14 protein-coding genes are annotated in these 13,993 nt (G+C 61.6%); 5 read left to right on the top strand and 9 right to left on the bottom strand.

Going from position 1 to position 13,993, the window contains the following annotated elements:
• Window positions 1-320: 320 nt before the first annotated feature.
• From CF161_RS19060 to CF161_RS19040, 5 genes are all read right to left on the bottom strand, one after another.
• Window positions 321-2,261 carry a methyl-accepting chemotaxis protein gene (locus tag CF161_RS19060; RefSeq protein WP_020298233.1) on the bottom strand — a complete coding sequence of 647 codons (1,941 nt, stop codon included), beginning with the start codon at window positions 2,259-2,261 and terminating at the stop codon, window positions 321-323.
• A gap of 171 nt (window positions 2,262-2,432) precedes the next feature.
• Window positions 2,433-2,978: a hypothetical protein gene (locus CF161_RS19055; protein WP_020298232.1), complete on the bottom strand. Its 546-nt coding sequence runs from the start codon at window positions 2,976-2,978 to the stop codon at window positions 2,433-2,435.
• Between the two features lie 99 nt (window positions 2,979-3,077).
• Window positions 3,078-3,524 (bottom strand): HIT family protein, encoded by a 447-nt coding sequence (locus CF161_RS19050; protein WP_020298231.1) that lies wholly within the window; start codon window positions 3,522-3,524, stop codon window positions 3,078-3,080.
• A gap of 110 nt (window positions 3,525-3,634) precedes the next feature.
• The gene (locus CF161_RS19045; protein ID WP_043229835.1) at window positions 3,635-4,351 is read right to left on the bottom strand and encodes a lecithin retinol acyltransferase family protein; all 717 of its coding nucleotides are present in this window, start codon (window positions 4,349-4,351) and stop codon (window positions 3,635-3,637) included.
• Between the two features lie 187 nt (window positions 4,352-4,538).
• Entirely contained in the window at window positions 4,539-4,979 is a 441-nt protein-coding gene (locus CF161_RS19040) for a hypothetical protein (RefSeq protein ID WP_020298229.1), read from the bottom strand.
• Window positions 4,980-5,171: 192 nt separating this feature from the next.
• On the opposite strand from CF161_RS19040, the gene CF161_RS19035 reads away from it, so the two are divergent.
• On the top strand, window positions 5,172-6,101 hold the full coding sequence (locus CF161_RS19035) for a PoNe immunity protein domain-containing protein (RefSeq protein WP_043229833.1): 930 nt from the start codon (window positions 5,172-5,174) through the stop codon (window positions 6,099-6,101).
• 102 nt (window positions 6,102-6,203) lie between these two features.
• On the opposite strand, the gene CF161_RS32860 is transcribed toward CF161_RS19035, so the two are convergent.
• The 3 genes from CF161_RS32860 to CF161_RS19025 form a co-directional block, all read right to left on the bottom strand.
• The gene (locus tag CF161_RS32860) at window positions 6,204-6,587 is read right to left on the bottom strand and encodes a hypothetical protein (protein WP_156882701.1); all 384 of its coding nucleotides are present in this window, start codon (window positions 6,585-6,587) and stop codon (window positions 6,204-6,206) included.
• 221 nt (window positions 6,588-6,808) lie between these two features.
• Window positions 6,809-7,468: a hypothetical protein gene (locus tag CF161_RS19030; RefSeq protein WP_020298227.1), complete on the bottom strand. Its 660-nt coding sequence runs from the start codon at window positions 7,466-7,468 to the stop codon at window positions 6,809-6,811.
• Between the two features lie 168 nt (window positions 7,469-7,636).
• Complete coding sequence (locus CF161_RS19025) at window positions 7,637-8,254, bottom strand: LysE family translocator (RefSeq protein WP_020298226.1); 618 nt, start codon at window positions 8,252-8,254, stop codon at window positions 7,637-7,639.
• Window positions 8,255-8,318: 64 nt separating this feature from the next.
• On the opposite strand from CF161_RS19025, the gene CF161_RS19020 reads away from it, so the two are divergent.
• Together CF161_RS19020 and CF161_RS19015 are read left to right on the top strand one after the other, a co-directional pair.
• Window positions 8,319-9,236, top strand: a complete 918-nt coding sequence (locus tag CF161_RS19020) for a LysR family transcriptional regulator (RefSeq protein ID WP_020298225.1) — start codon at window positions 8,319-8,321, stop codon at window positions 9,234-9,236.
• A 141-nt stretch (window positions 9,237-9,377) separates the two neighbouring features.
• Window positions 9,378-10,247: a GyrI-like domain-containing protein gene (locus CF161_RS19015; protein ID WP_020298224.1), complete on the top strand. Its 870-nt coding sequence runs from the start codon at window positions 9,378-9,380 to the stop codon at window positions 10,245-10,247.
• Window positions 10,248-10,408: 161 nt separating this feature from the next.
• Here the strand turns inward: CF161_RS19015 and CF161_RS19010 are convergent, their stop codons facing one another.
• Window positions 10,409-11,287: a LysR family transcriptional regulator gene (locus CF161_RS19010; RefSeq protein ID WP_020298223.1), complete on the bottom strand. Its 879-nt coding sequence runs from the start codon at window positions 11,285-11,287 to the stop codon at window positions 10,409-10,411.
• Between the two features lie 129 nt (window positions 11,288-11,416).
• Here CF161_RS19010 and CF161_RS19005 point away from each other — a divergent pair, with 129 nt between their 5' ends.
• Together CF161_RS19005 and CF161_RS19000 are read left to right on the top strand one after the other, a co-directional pair.
• Window positions 11,417-12,295, top strand: a complete 879-nt coding sequence (locus CF161_RS19005) for a poly(aspartic acid) hydrolase (protein ID WP_020298222.1) — start codon at window positions 11,417-11,419, stop codon at window positions 12,293-12,295.
• A 126-nt stretch (window positions 12,296-12,421) separates the two neighbouring features.
• A complete protein-coding gene (locus CF161_RS19000; RefSeq protein WP_020298221.1) occupies window positions 12,422-13,990 on the top strand; it encodes an ABC transporter substrate-binding protein in 1,569 nt (522 codons plus the stop codon).
• The last annotated feature ends 3 nt before the right edge of the window (window positions 13,991-13,993 follow it).

Here is a 13,993-nt window from a genome sequence, read left to right as displayed (position 1 = left end):
GCCGCTGCCGGGCGCTTTCAGTAGGCCTTGAACAGCGGCGCATAATCCGAGGCATGAGCACATCACGCCTCGGTTCGGCTGCTGGAAATCATGCGCAGTCGAGCCGGTTTCCAGGCTCTGCGCCTATGTCGGCCCAGGGAATGGGCGGCATGCAGCGAGAGCCGGGGATCGCGCAACAGGAATATGACGGGCGAAATCTGTGCTGAGTTACATGGCTTGCGTTCGCAGGCGTTCAGCAGGAGGAGCCGGCGGCCCTGCAACCCATGCCCAATGATCAGGCATGCTTTGCAACACCAGCCGGTAACAGGGGCAGGGGCTGCCTACGACTTGAACCGCCCCACCAGTCCATTCAACTCTTCCGACAGTTGCGACAGCCGGCCCGAATCTTCCTGCGCCGAATGGGCCAGGGTTTCCACCAGTCGCGCTTCGTCGTAGATCTGCTGGATGTGCCGGTTGATCTCTTCGGCAACGCTGTGCTGTTCCTCGGCGGCGGCGGAGATTTGCAGGTTCTGGTCCCTGATTTCATTGACCGACAGCTGGATGCCTTCAAAGCTGTCGCGGGCGTTTTCGATGGACGACACGCTGGCGCGGGACAGGTCCAGGCAGCTTTCCATCTTCTGCGAGACTTCCTGGGTCTTGCTGCCGAGGGTGCCCAGCAATTGGTCGATTTCCCCGGTGGAGTCGGAGGTGCGCTTGGCCAGGGCCCGCACCTCGTCGGCCACCACCGCAAAACCGCGCCCTTGATCGCCGGCCCGGGCGGCCTCGATGGCGGCGTTGAGGGCCAGTAGGTTGGTCTGTTCGGCGATGGCGCGGATGGTGCCGAGGATCTGGTTGATGCTGCGGCTGCCGGCTTCCAGCTCGACCATGGCCTGGGACGACTCGGTCAGGCGGCTGCCCAGGCGGTTGACGTTTTCCGTGGTCAGCTCGATCTGTTGCTTGCCCTCGGCCACCCGACGGTGCCCGCTCTCGGCGGATTCGGCGGCATTGCTGCACGAGCGGGCCACTTCGTTGGCGGTGGCGACCATTTCGTTGAAGGCCGTGGACACCAGCTCCACCGCCTCGCGCTGACGCCCGGCGGCGTCGTTCATGTTGTGGGCCACCTCACTGTTGACTCGGGATGCATCCTGCAGATTGGTCGAAGCAGCGCCGATGTGCTGGATCAGTTGGCGGATGGCGGCCAGGAACTTGTTGAACCAGCCGGCCAGTTCCGCGGTTTCGTCCTTGCCCTGGACCACCAGGTCCCGACGCAGGTCGCCTTCACCCTGGGCGATGGACTGCAAGCCGGTGCTGACCTGGCCGATGGGCTTGACGATAACTTTGGAGAACGCCGCCGCCAGCAGGGCGAAGATCAGTGCCAGCACCACCACGATAATGGCGGTGAGGTAGGTCATGCGCGTCGCCGCGGCCATGACTTCGCTGTACTCGATCAGGCCGACGTAGCGCCAGCCCAGGCCCGGAGAGGTCCAGATATTGGCCATGTAGCGCACGCCGTCGATTTCCACCTCGGTGGAGCCCTGCGGGGTGGCCGCCAGGTGCGCATAGGGCACGCCCAGGTCCTTGAGCTGCTTGAAGCTGTGCTTGGCGTCGCGCGGGTCGACCAGCACGGTGCCGTCCTCGATCAGCATCACGTAGCCGCTCTCGCCGAGCTTGATGCTCTTGACCAGTTCCGTGAGGTTTTTCAGGGAGACGCTGACCACGAACACGCCCTTGGCTTTGCCGGCGTTGTCGAGCAGGGCCCGGGCGGTGCCGACCAGGGCCACATCGTCCTTGTCGTAGTAATAGGCGGGGGTGCGCACGGTTTGCCCCGGGCTGGCCATGGCGGCTTTGTACCAGGGGCGCGCACGCGGGTCGTACTTGGCCAGTTGCGGGTCGTCCGGCCATTTGGCGTAGGTGCCGTCCTCCAGGCCGATGGACAGGATCGCCGCCGCCGGGTGGGTCTTGCCAAAGCGCGCAAACTGTTCGATGACCTGGCGGGCCGCTTCAGGCAGGGGCTGGCTGGCGGCATCGGCGGCCTGGTAGTCCTTCAGGCTGGCCACCGAGGTGTATACAGGATCGGCCGCCATCTGATCGACGTTCTGCTGACTGGCGTCGAAAAACTGCCGGATATTGCCGTCAATCTGGCGGATTTCCCGGGTGCTGCCATCGATGAATTGATCCACCGCCTGGGTCCGGGTGTTGAGCACGGAAATCAGCGCCACCAGGCTGACCGGGATAAAGGCGACTGAGACGAACGCGAGCACGAGCTTATTTTTTATTTTCATGACGACAACCATCAGCGGGGAGGGCAGCGCAAATGGCCGGTGAATAACACATGTGGCTATCTGCTATCACCTGCTATGTCGGCCCGAGGGGGGTAAAGCTTTAACCGGTTTTTGTGTACAACCCGTGCGGCACGCCTGCGCAACGGGTCCAGGCCTGGTGTCCAGGGCGTTTCAGCGATCCGCGCTGGCTGTCGACGAGGCGCGGCTGGGCAGGCCCGCCAGGTACTGGCGAATCTGCCGCGCACCCCGCAGGCGAACCACCGGAATGCCTGGGCCGATGGCCTGGCGCGCGGCTTCGATCCCGGGCCGTTGGCGCCGATCAAAATTCCACACGTAATTCAGGAAGCCCAGGAACTCCCGGTCCAGCTTCTCGCTGCAGCCCGCCGGAAGATCGGGCCGCGGGCGGTTCAGCAGGCTGCGCAACAGCACCCGGCGCCAGCAGGTCAGGCGCGGCGTGTCGAGCCAGATGATCAGGTCGGTGCGGGGCAGCCGCAGGTCGAAGGTGCGTCGCGCGTAGTTGCCTTCACACACCCAGGCGTCTGCCGCCACCGCCTGGCGGACCCGGGTGCGAAATGTCTCGGCATCCGGTTCGACCCAGCCGGCCTCCCAGAACAGCGTGTCCAGGTGCGCCACGGCAAGGCCCAGGCGCGCCCCCAGTGCTCGCGCCAGGGTCGATTTGCCGCTGCCGGAGTTGCCCAAAATCACGATGCGTTGCATGAGCCGCTCCCTGCTGCAAAAAGCCGGCGATTGTAATCACCTGGGCGAGGCGGGTCACTGTGGCGTTCAGTCGGGCAGGGTGAGGACCGAGCAGGCCGCTCAGGCGCTCGGGTTCGACGCTTGCAGCAGGTGGGCGATTTTCTTGCGCAAGTCGCCGTGGGTTTCCTCGGCGTAGGGAATGGCGGTTTTCCAGTCGTAGAACCAGGCCGGCATCTTGCGCTTCTGTTCCGGCTCCGAAGCGTAGCGGGGGAAAATATGGCAATGCAGTTCGGGCTCGGAGTTGCCGAGGATTTCATAGTTCATGCGCAGGGCGCCGGTGGCCGCCAACACCGCGTCCCCCATGCGCGTCATGTCCAGCAGATAGGCGGTGCGGGCCTCGATGCTGAGGTCGTTCAGGCTGGCGACGACCGGGTCGGGCAACAGCAGGCAATAGCCCGGCAGGAACTGCACATCGCCCATGACCGCCCAGCCCGAGGGCATCCGGCAAATGACTTTATCGTTGGCTCCATGGCGTGCCAGCTCTACGCGTTGCGAAATCAGTGACATGCATCGTCCTTAATGAGGGCGCCTGGGGGGGATGGGGCGCGGCCTTCGGTGCGGGTTCTAAAAAAGCTGCCTATTCAACCACCCAATCCGGCGATGGGCGCCGCCCGCGTTCAATCCATCAACCAATCCCAGAGTCGACCGGCCGCGTACGCCGCGCCCGCTGCCAACGCAATAGTTGCAACGGCCGGGGCGAGCGCCGCGCCGCTGGCAATGCCTGCTGCGCCAAGCCCTGTGGCCGCCAGGCCGGAAACGCCGCCCGTGCCGATCAGGCCGGTTGCGGTGCCCACAGCGCCCCTGGCCAGGGTTTGGCCGACCAGGGAACGAGCGGCCTGATGGGCGATGGTTTTGGTCGCCTGCCCGGCAATCAGGTTGCGCGCAGCGGCCGTTGTCCCCTTGGCGGCCAATGAGGTTACTGCCTGTTTCGCGGCGTCCTCGGCGGCTTTGCGTGTAAACAGCTGCGAGGCCAGCGTCGCGCCGACGCGCATGGTCGCGGCCTCGACCTGCGCGCTGGTGTGCAGGTTGGTGACGCACCAGTTGGCAAAGTGCTCGCAGTTGTTGAACAGGATGTTGTACTGATCTTCACCCAGTCGGGAACGTGCACGCCGGCAAATGGTGGGGCCGCTGAAATAGGTTTTCTTGTAGGTCCTGATCCGCGGTTTCTTGTCCTGGCAGAACGCCGCCAGGCTGGTGGACTCGATGCAGCCCTTATCGATGCCCGAGGCCATGCCGGAATAATGGATCACACGCTTTCTGCCGACATAAATCCCGTGGTGGGTGTACATGCCTCGACCGACAACCAGATGCGTTCCAGTGGGGTAAGTATCCATGTAAGGCTCCACATTCAATGTTTGGCGTGAGGGTGCGGTTCTGCATCGACGGCCTTTTTACCTGTCGGCAAGCGTTGCAGTAAAGCGGTCTTTGGCAGATTCCGCGGCTGGAGTCGTTCGCTGATCTGGATTGGCGGCAGAAGGTCCATTGCTATGTCGATACAGGCGCTGGCCGCCAACGCCCGAGTCAGGTATTGGCCAAAAAGGCCTGCGCCTCGCCGGCCTCGCATTTCCAGTCGGCGAACACCCCCACCAAGTGGCAGTTCGGGCAGTAGCAGCCGATGTAGTACCAGCGCACATCATTGCTTTGCGGGTAGAGCGCCACCGCTGACAGCAGATGGAACACATCGCCGTCGCAGATGCACTCGTGGCTTTCCAGCTCGGCCTCGCTGGCATAGAGCTCGCTGTCGCCCATCCAGTGTTCGGCGCCGCACTGGGTGCACGTGCGGCGGGCGGCGCCGGCGTTTTCATCGCTGGCAAGGCGAAATGCCTGGCTGCCGCAGGGGCATGCCGCATGCCGAAAGCCAGTGGCCGGGTAGCGGTTGCGCGTGCTGTACCTGAGCACCTCGGCCTCGGTGTCGTGGGCGCTGGTGCCGTACCAGTACTTGCCCTTTTTGTGCACTGCCATGGATTGATCCTTATCTGGCCTGGCGCTGGAAAGTCGCTACCAGCGCGAACGGGGAGTATGAAAGGGCGGCGCGCAGGGGCCTGTCAATCAGGCAATGCCCCTGTTGCAGGGTGCGTGACTCGTGGACAGCGGGGCTGACGCTTTGATAGCGTGCCGCCGGCCAATTGCAGCCACGCTTATCAGGGAAGACCGGTGATCACGAACACAAGACAAACATTCTTGAGCGCCGCACGCTTCGAGAACTTCTTTATCAACTACCGCAAGAGCGTGCGCTTCTTTGCAGAAAACACCTTCCAGGCCGACTCCGAGGCCCAGGAAAAGTCCGTCAGGGCCCGCTACTTCCAGAAACTGATCTTCAAGGAAATCCTCATCCGCTACACCGCGGGCGATGCCATCGAAAGCTTGATCCCCTTGCTCGAAGCCCTGGTCGACAGCTACGAAGGGCTGCAGCGGCAATTGGCGATTTACCAGGGCATTCCCAACATCACCCCGCTGACCATCGACGACTGGCTCGACCAGTACGAAGAGTGCGTCCAGGTCTTCAGCCTGTGCATCCTGCTGCACCGCAGCGACCTGTTGCAGCGTTTCGTCGCCCTGATCGACCCCGCCGGTTACGCCGGCGACGACACCCTCTATGAAGACCTGCTGTGCAAGTTGCTGCCTGAGCGCTATGACGTCGACCGCTGGTACCACGACCTCTACACCCCGCTGGTCCAGGCCATTTATGAAGAAGACCCGACCCAGGCCGGCACGCTGTTGCAGCAATACTGCGACGCCTGGTACCCGGCGTTCGAGCAGGCGCCCTGGCACGACAGCCACCTGCAAGGGGATGAGGGCAGCTACTGCGGGTACTGGGCGCTGGAGGCGGCGGCGGTGGCGTTTTTGTATGGGATCGATGACGGCGCGATTGAGTCGATGGTCTATCCCCGGGACCTGGTGGCCTACGCCAGGGATGCTCGGCCAGGTGATGCGGGGCGGGTGGCGCCTTTGCCGGCGGGGCAGGCCTGCAGTCGGACGGGGTATTGGTTTGCGCCGCTGGAGACTGAAACCCGCGAGTATTTTGAGCAGGGGGAAGTGATGCCGCAGAGTGGTGGCGTTTGGTACTGGGTGGGGGAGAAGTAAGGGGTGTGGATGACTGAGGTGAATACTCGGTCGAGATTTTTCAGGGTGGCTAAGTCAGGGCGGATAAAATGGCTCAAGCCGCCCGTACCACTATGAGCTGTTTTATTTGCCGAGTGAGTAGACTCCATAACGGCCATTTACAGAGTTGTAGTCTCCGTCTGTATTTTTTGATATGAAAAATAGATAGCTTTTTCCAGTCTCGCAGCAGTCGGAATGCATCTCTGAAATCGATGCGTTGAACGCAAATTTTATTTCTTTTGGCGGTGTACCTTTCAATACGGTTGTAGGCACCGTTATCGCCAGGTCATAACCGAAGTCTTGTGTGTTTTTTATTATTTTTTTGACGGACCCAATCATCACGATCTCAGAGGACGCAACTTTCTCGTCGAGGGAGAGTTCCCTTAGTTCAAGCGAGCGGGCGCAATGGCTCATGCCGCAGGCTAATAAAAATATGAATGCGTTGAATGGACGATTATAAAATTTCATCCCCAGTTCCTTGTGATGCTGCCGCTGTTTCTTAACGGCAGGTTCGGTCTCTCTATTGCGCCTTCGTTTTCATTCGAGACTGAACTTCCAGTGTCCGCGCCAACCCATCCAGGTGTGGTTTTTCTGTGGAGTGATGCATTACGGCTTGACCCACACCAACCCGGAAGGCCCCGCCGGGTGCTGTTCACCTCCGGCTAGGGCCCGATATGTTCCGCTGATCATCAGCACCCGGGAGCTTTGAGCTCCGAGCCGATGGTGACGGCAGTGACCGGCACCTGTTCAAAGGCCTTCTGCGCGATGGCGGCGTATTTCTGGTCGCAGTTGAAGCGTGTTTCCATCACATAGTCATCGCCTTCGGCCTTGCGCATCTGCGACTGCCACTGGTCTGCGGCGTCGATCGCTGCATCCGAGACCAGCACCACCTCCAGCAGGACCTCTCTGAAATCAACCGCGTGCGGGCCTTCCCAGTGGGCATAGACCGAAGGATCTGCGGCATTGCCGCACATGCTCAGGCAGTCGGCGGAGAAGCTCAGGCCACCCCCGGACGAGGCGGTAAATGCACCGACGGTGAGGGGCTTGCCGGGAGCGGGAGCGTAGGTGCCGACGAACTGGGTCAGGTCAGCCTGGCATTTGGGCGTCAGTTCCAGGCGCAGTTTGCTGACTTTGCCGCCTTCCACGGTGGCGGTGATGTCACAACCCTGGACTTTGAAACGGTGATCGTTGCCGTTGGATTCCCGAGGGATGCCGGCAACCGATTCAAAGTAACGCTGATTGGTGCCCAACATGTCGCCGGTAAAGACTTCGGCAACGGAAGCGGCATGGGCCGTGTTGAGTGACATGGCCAGTGTTGCGGCCAGAAGGCTGAATAGCACCTTGTGCATAAGAGAGTCCTTTCAATGGGCGACCAGAACCTGTGGTCATCTTCAAGTGGGTTCGGGGGCGGGAGTTTAGCAGGCGGCGGTTGTGCCGTTATACGTACATTCATGCTCACGACTGCGTGCCGTTAGTTGGGCAGCAGGGCGTTGCCTCTGCTCAAGGGTCGAGGCCACTCACGCGGAGCGCTGGGCGATTGTCAGGAGTATGCCGAAGCTCACAAGCAGGCCGCCAAACCCTCGGTCAATCCATTGCCGTGATGCCATCAACCTCTCGCGCATTTTCCCGGCTGAGAAACACAGCGCGACCAGGCTGAACCAGGCTATGTGCGCACTGGCGATAAACAGACCGTATGCCACTTGCACCGTCACCGCGGTATCCGGTCGTACTACGCCCATGAACAGGCTGACGATGAAGATCGATGTTTTGGGGTTCAACCCATTGGTGAGAAACCCCGTGCGCAGGGCGGCCAGATCCGAGATTGCCGGTGGCGGTACGTCTAGCTGTTCGCTTGCCGGCCCGCAACGGATCATCTTGATACCCAGGTAGACGAGGTACGCGGCACCCGCGAGCTTGAGCGCATTGAACAGCCAGGGCGTCTGCTGCAGAACCCAGCCCAGCCCGAGCAAGGTGTAGCAAACATGGACCACAACCCCCGCGCCAATTCCCACGGCAGTCAGCACGCCAGCCCGGCGAGACAGCAGCAAGCCGTTGCGTGAAACCATGGCGAAGTCGGGGCCCGGGCTGATGCAGGCGAGTAGGGTAATGGTGATCACTGCTATCCATTCGCTCATACTGAGCCCTTGCGTTGTTATGATGGAAGGCTATGTTTACAGACCATATTCCCGGGCACTAACGATGATTTCTGACGAAAATGGTGATTCAGGCTCACTGATGATTGAGGGGCGAATGCCTTCTCTGCTGGCATTGCGTTGTTTCGAGTCAGCCGGCCGCTTCGAAAGCTTTGCCCGCGCCGCCCGCGAACTGCACCTGACGCCAGGCGCCATCAGCCGTGCCGTACGTGTACTTGAAGAGGACCTGGGGGTTGATCTGTTCGAGCGCCGCAGCCGCAGGGTTTATTTGACGCAAGCGGGAAAGCGCCTGGCGAGCGCGGTGAGTGAGGGGCTCGGGGTCATGAGCCAGGCAGTGCGCGAGATACGCACCGAAGCCCGGCGTGCGCGGGTGCTTGTCCTGTCGTGCGAGCCAACGTTGTTGATGCGCTGGTTGATCCCTCGATGGAGCGATTTCCAAAAGACACATCAAGGGCAGGACATCCACCTGGTGGCCGGCGGTGGCTGTTTTTCCTTTGACCAGGGCATAGACCTGGCCATTCGCCGCGACGATTTTCCTCGGCCGCCCACCTACCATGCCGAGACCCTGTTCACTGAGAAGGTTGGCCCTGTCTGTCGGCCCGAGAAGGTAGGCCAATGGTTTGGCAACGCCAGAAAGCGCCTGAGCCCCACGGCGCCATTGCTGCAGACCGCCAGCAGGCCTGACGCCTGGCAGGAGTGGGCCGGTGCAAAAGGACTCAGCCTTGCAGTGGCGCCGATGCAGTGCTTCGAGCACTTCTATTTCAGCATCCAGGCGGCGATCGCGGGCCTTGGGGTGGCCATCGGTCCGTGGCATCTGGTGCGCGATGATGTTCAGAGCGGTGTCTTGGCCGCGCCGCTGGGATTTGTCGAGGATGGCTCGCGCTATTGCCTGTTCTCTCCCGCAGCGCTCAAACAGGGCAGCCTGGAAATGGATCTGCTGAACTGGTTGCAGACAGTGGAATGAGGGGCGGCGCGCTTCAACCGTCTGCTGCCAGACACAGGCCTCGCGGCCCAACCCCAAACGTAGCTTGAGCAAACGCGGCTAGGCGCGTTGATGCGGCAATAGGCGACTCTATTGGCGACCGTACTTCCAGGAGCTTTTCCAGTGTCTGACGTGCCGATCCATTTCGCTTACACAACACGCTTTAACGCCGTACTCGCCTACATTGACGCCCACCTCGAAGGTGACCTGTCGGTGAAGACGTTGAGCCAGGTGGCGAACTTTTCGGCGTTTCACTTCCATCGGCAATTCACCGCGTTCGTTGGCGTGCCTGTCTCACGTTATGTGCAACTGATGCGACTGCGGCGCGCGGCGCATCGCCTGGCTTGCGCCGCGGATCACTCGGTACTGGACGCCGCGCTCGGTGCCGGCTTTGAAAGTCCCGAGGCATTTTGCAGGGCGTTCAGGCGGGCATTCGGCATGACGCCCAGCGCGTTCAGGAAGGAACCGAACTGGCAGGTCTGGAGTGCGGTCTTCGCCATCCCTCACTTTTCTAGGACGATCATCATGCACGTACGAATCGTAGATTTCCCTGAAGTCAAAGTCGCAGCGCTGGAGCACTGCGGACCCGCCGGACTGGTCAATGAGAGCGTGGGTACGTTCATCAAATGGCGTATGCAGAGCGGACAGTCGCCGGTGGCATCGAGTCGCACCTTTGGCATTCCCTACAACAACCCCGATACGACACCTGCCCACGCATTCCGCTTCGCAATCTGCGGCGAGATTCACGAGGCCGTGGCGCCGAATGAGTTCGGCGTGCACGAAATTGTCATCCCGGGCGGGCGCTGCGTCGTGGTGCGACACACCGGGTCGCCGGATCACATCGGCGAAACGATCTATCCGATCTACCGCGATTGGCTGCCTGCCAGTGGCGAGGAGCTTCGTGATCATCCGCTGTTCTTTCACTACCTGAGCGCCTACCCCGAAACCCCGCAGGAGCAATGGCAAACAGACGTGTACATTCCGCTGCAATAGCGGGGCAGGCCGCTTTCGGCCCTGAACGGGCGTTGATGAATGTCTGTTCAGGGGCGAAAGATGCTTGCTCACACGTGCGGGAGGTTCTTCCGGAGAGGCGGAGGGCGCAGTTCACGGCCTGTCCCGGTGGCAGGCACTCATGAACCGCGCCAAGGGAAGGGTTACTGAGACACCGCCGACATCAGCAACTTGCGAATTTCCCCGGTAATGGCACTTTTGGTGCCCTGTTCCAGGATCCCCACCCGGCGTACCGCCAGGTCGCCCGGCAACGGCAGCACCCGCAGGCTTGGGTCTTTGTGCCAGTCGAAATTTTTCAGCAGCGGCACAATCGCCACCCCGACTTGCTGGCGCACCAGGTCGGCGATGCCGATGATCGAGTTCAGCTCCAGGATCTCCAGCGGTTCGACCGATTCACTCTTGATGATCGACTGCACCTTGCGACCCACTGCCGTGGACCTGTCGTAGCGAATAAACGGCTGGGTTCTCAGCAACTCCACCGCGTCGTTGATGCCGGCGGTCTGCGTGGCATTGGCGAGCATGACGATGGGTTCGTTGTAGAGCAGGGTCCAGCTCAAGCCACTGAAGTTTTGCCGCGCAGTCTCGATCAGCAGCGCGGCGTCGAGTTTGGCGGCCTGCACCAGGTTGACCACTTCGTCGGAACGGGCGGTCATCAGGTTGACCGATATCCGGGGGTGCAGTTTTTTCAGTTGCACCAGGCAATTGGCGAGCAGGCCCATGCCAGAGGTAATGCCGCCGATCGACACTTCGCCCTCCATGGCCTCGCCGTCGGGGGCTTCGGCGATCATTTGTTCGTAGTCCGCCAGCAGGCGCTTGGCCTTGGGCAGCAATAACACACCGTCGCGGCTCAGCTTGATCTGCCGCTGGCTGCGGTCGAACAGCGGGCGGCGCATTTCCTCTTCGAGTGCGCGCATTTGTTGGCCGACGGCGGCGTTGGTCAGTGCCACGCGGTCGGCCGCAGCGGCAAAACTGCCGTACTCGGCGACGGCGATAAACGTCTTGAAAAAGCGAATGTTGCTCATGGGTCAACTCGCAGCCGTGGGGAGGGGCTGATCGTAAAGGTTTTGTTTGCTCAGGTTAAAGTTTAATTAGTTTTTCTTTTTATAGCGCCCGGCCAATACTCAAGCCCGAACTGACTCGGCGAACTTTCCATGAGCAATCCAGATACCCATCCAGATACCAACCCCATCGACGCGGCCTTGCGTGCGGCCAAAAACGTGTATCACCTCGGCGCGACCACGGTGTACTCGCACCACGAGGACAGCCGTTTTGCCTACACCCTCTATGTGCCTGAAACCATCGAAGACAGCTCCCGGCCAGTGGACCTGGTGGTGTCGCTGCACGGCTCGACCCGTGCGATGGAAATTTATCGCAATGGCTTCGCGGAGTTTGGCCGCTGGAACGATTGTGTGATCCTGTCGCCACTGTTCCCGGTCGGCGTGCTGGGTGACAGCAATGGCGATGGCTACAAGCAACTGGTCGAGGGCGATATCCGTTACGACCAGGTGTTGCTCGACATGATCGCCAGCGTCGGCAAGCGCTACGGGCGCCGCTTCGATACCTTTGCGCTGTTCGGCTATTCCGGCGGCGGGCAATTCACCCACCGGTTCTGCTACCTGCACCCCGAGAAACTCTGGGCGGCGTCCATCGGTGCGCCGGGCTCGGTGACCCTGCTGGACGCCGAGCAGGACTGGTGGGTCGGCGTGCGGGACTTCGCCACGCGCTTTGGCAAACCGTTGAACCTGCAAGCCTTGCAGCAACTGCCGGTGCACATGGTGGTCGGCGATTCAGACCTCGAAACCTGGGAAATCACCCACCGTGAAGGGGGCAAACACTACATGGCCGGTGCCAACGCGGCCGGACGCACGCGCCCGGAGCGCCTGGCCAGCTTGAAGGCGAGTTTCGAAGCCGCCGGCGTGCACGTGCACTTCGACCTGCTGCCCAACGTCGCGCATCAGGGCATCAAGGCCATGCCGGCTGCCCAGGACTTCTTCGCCAAGGTCTTGCGCCGCAAGCGCAGCCTGGGCTGATACACCGCTGGTAGATGCACTCAGAACAGGCCGTATAACAATAACCAAGGATTCACTCATTCTGATGCCGGTCCTGCCCTGGCCCTCGCCACTGACCGGAAAATTTCTTCAAGGAGTCTTTCTCCCGTGAACAGTTACGTAAAGACGGCCCTGGCCGTCGCGATGTCGGCGTGCACCTTTTCCATGGCCGTCGCCCAAGACAAGGTCATCAGCGTCGGTCTCAATGGTGATATCCGCAGCACCGACCCGGGCGTCAACCGTGACGACAATACCGATGCGGTGATGATGCATATCGTCGAAGGTCTGGTGGCGTATCGCGAAGACACCAGCATCGCGCCGATGCTGGCCAGTGCCGTCGCGGTCTCGCCAGATGGCCTGCGCTACACCTTCAGTCTGCGAGACGGCGTGCACTTCCAGAATGGCCAGCTGTTGACGGCCAAGGATGTGCAGTGGACCTGGCAGCGTTACCTGGACCCCAAGACCCAATGGCGTTGCCTGGCGGAGTTCGACGGGCGGGGTGCGGCCAAGATTGTCGATGTCGCCACCCCTGACCCGAAAACCGTGGTGTTCACCCTGGACCAGGCCAACGGCTTGTTCCTCGCCGCGATGGCTCGCCCGGATTGCGCCGGCAGCGGCATCCTGCACCCGGACTCCCTGGCCGCCGATGGCAGTTGGCGTGCCCCGATTGGCACCGGTCCGTTCACCCTGGGCAAATGGCAGAAGGGCCAGTACGTCGAGCTGGATCGCTTCAAGGCATACACGCCGCGTGCCGAGGCCGAGGCGGACGGATACACCGGCAACAAGCAGGCGTTTGTCGACAAGGTGCGTTTCGAGGTGATCCCCGATTCGGCCTCGGCCAAGGCCGCGCTGCTCTCCGGTGGCGTCGACCTGCTGCCGGACGTGACGGCGATGGACGCCGCACAACTCAAGCAGGTCAAGAACCTGCAGATCCAGGTCAGCCCGATCATGACCATCAGCGGCCTGCTGTTCCAGACCCGTGACCCGTTGCTCAAGGACGTGCGCATTCGTCGCGCGGTGGCGCTGTCCCTGGATTACGCCCAGATGGTGGCGGCCTTGTCCGATGGCTTGTCGGTGGTCAACAACTCGGTGATCCCCACCGCCAGCCCGTACTACGACGACACCGCGCACCAGGGCTACAGCTACAACCTCGACGAGGCCCGGCGCCTGTTGAAAGAGGCTGGTTACGGCGGCGAAAAAATCCGCATGCTGGTCAACAAGCGCTACCCGCAGATGTTCGACATGGGGTTGCTCAGCCAGGCCATGACTCAGGCGGCGGGGCTGAATATCGAGATGGAAACCCTGGAGTGGGGCACGCAGCTGGAGCGCTACCAGACCGGCAGCTACCAGATGATGTCGTTCTCCTACTCGGGGCGTTTCGATGCGGCGCAGAGCTACGAATCCGTGATTGGCGACAAGCAGAAGGAACCGCGCAAGGTCTGGGACAACCCCGAGGCCCTGGCGATCTTGCGCGAGGCCCAGCGTGAGGTGGACCCCGCCAAGCGCCAGCCGCTGTTCGACAAGCTGCACACCTTGATGCTCAAGGATGTACCGCTGGTGGTCATCTACAACGGCACGGCCATCGGCGCCATGGGCAAGCGCGTTGAAGGTTATCGCTCCTGGCCCGTTGCCAAACCGCGCCTGTGGGGCGTGAAGCTGGCTGACACTTCCAAGTAAGGC

Origin of the sequence: Pseudomonas sp. CF161 (assembly GCF_000416215.1) — a bacterium.
Lineage (GTDB): Bacteria > Pseudomonadota > Gammaproteobacteria > Pseudomonadales > Pseudomonadaceae > Aquipseudomonas.
Note: the sequence above shows the minus strand (reverse complement) of the source record. Positions and strands in the feature narration are given on the sequence as shown.

What these genes read in the sequence shown, in the direction of transcription:
- CF161_RS19060 (WP_020298233.1), bottom strand. Translation starts at nt 2,261, where the DNA reads ATGAAAATAAAAAATAAGCTCGTGCTCGCGTTCGTCTCAGTCGCCTTT.
- CF161_RS19055 (WP_020298232.1), bottom strand. Translation starts at nt 2,978, where the DNA reads ATGCAACGCATCGTGATTTTGGGCAACTCCGGCAGCGGCAAATCGACC.
- CF161_RS19050 (WP_020298231.1), bottom strand. Translation starts at nt 3,524, where the DNA reads ATGTCACTGATTTCGCAACGCGTAGAGCTGGCACGCCATGGAGCCAAC.
- CF161_RS19045 (WP_043229835.1), bottom strand. Translation starts at nt 4,351, where the DNA reads ATGGATACTTACCCCACTGGAACGCATCTGGTTGTCGGTCGAGGCATG.
- CF161_RS19040 (WP_020298229.1), bottom strand. Translation starts at nt 4,979, where the DNA reads ATGGCAGTGCACAAAAAGGGCAAGTACTGGTACGGCACCAGCGCCCAC.
- CF161_RS32860 (WP_156882701.1), bottom strand. Translation starts at nt 6,587, where the DNA reads ATGAAATTTTATAATCGTCCATTCAACGCATTCATATTTTTATTAGCC.
- CF161_RS19030 (WP_020298227.1), bottom strand. Translation starts at nt 7,468, where the DNA reads ATGCACAAGGTGCTATTCAGCCTTCTGGCCGCAACACTGGCCATGTCA.
- CF161_RS19025 (WP_020298226.1), bottom strand. Translation starts at nt 8,254, where the DNA reads ATGAGCGAATGGATAGCAGTGATCACCATTACCCTACTCGCCTGCATC.
- CF161_RS19020 (WP_020298225.1), top strand. Translation starts at nt 8,319, where the DNA reads ATGATTTCTGACGAAAATGGTGATTCAGGCTCACTGATGATTGAGGGG.
- CF161_RS19010 (WP_020298223.1), bottom strand. Translation starts at nt 11,287, where the DNA reads ATGAGCAACATTCGCTTTTTCAAGACGTTTATCGCCGTCGCCGAGTAC.
- CF161_RS19005 (WP_020298222.1), top strand. Translation starts at nt 11,417, where the DNA reads ATGAGCAATCCAGATACCCATCCAGATACCAACCCCATCGACGCGGCC.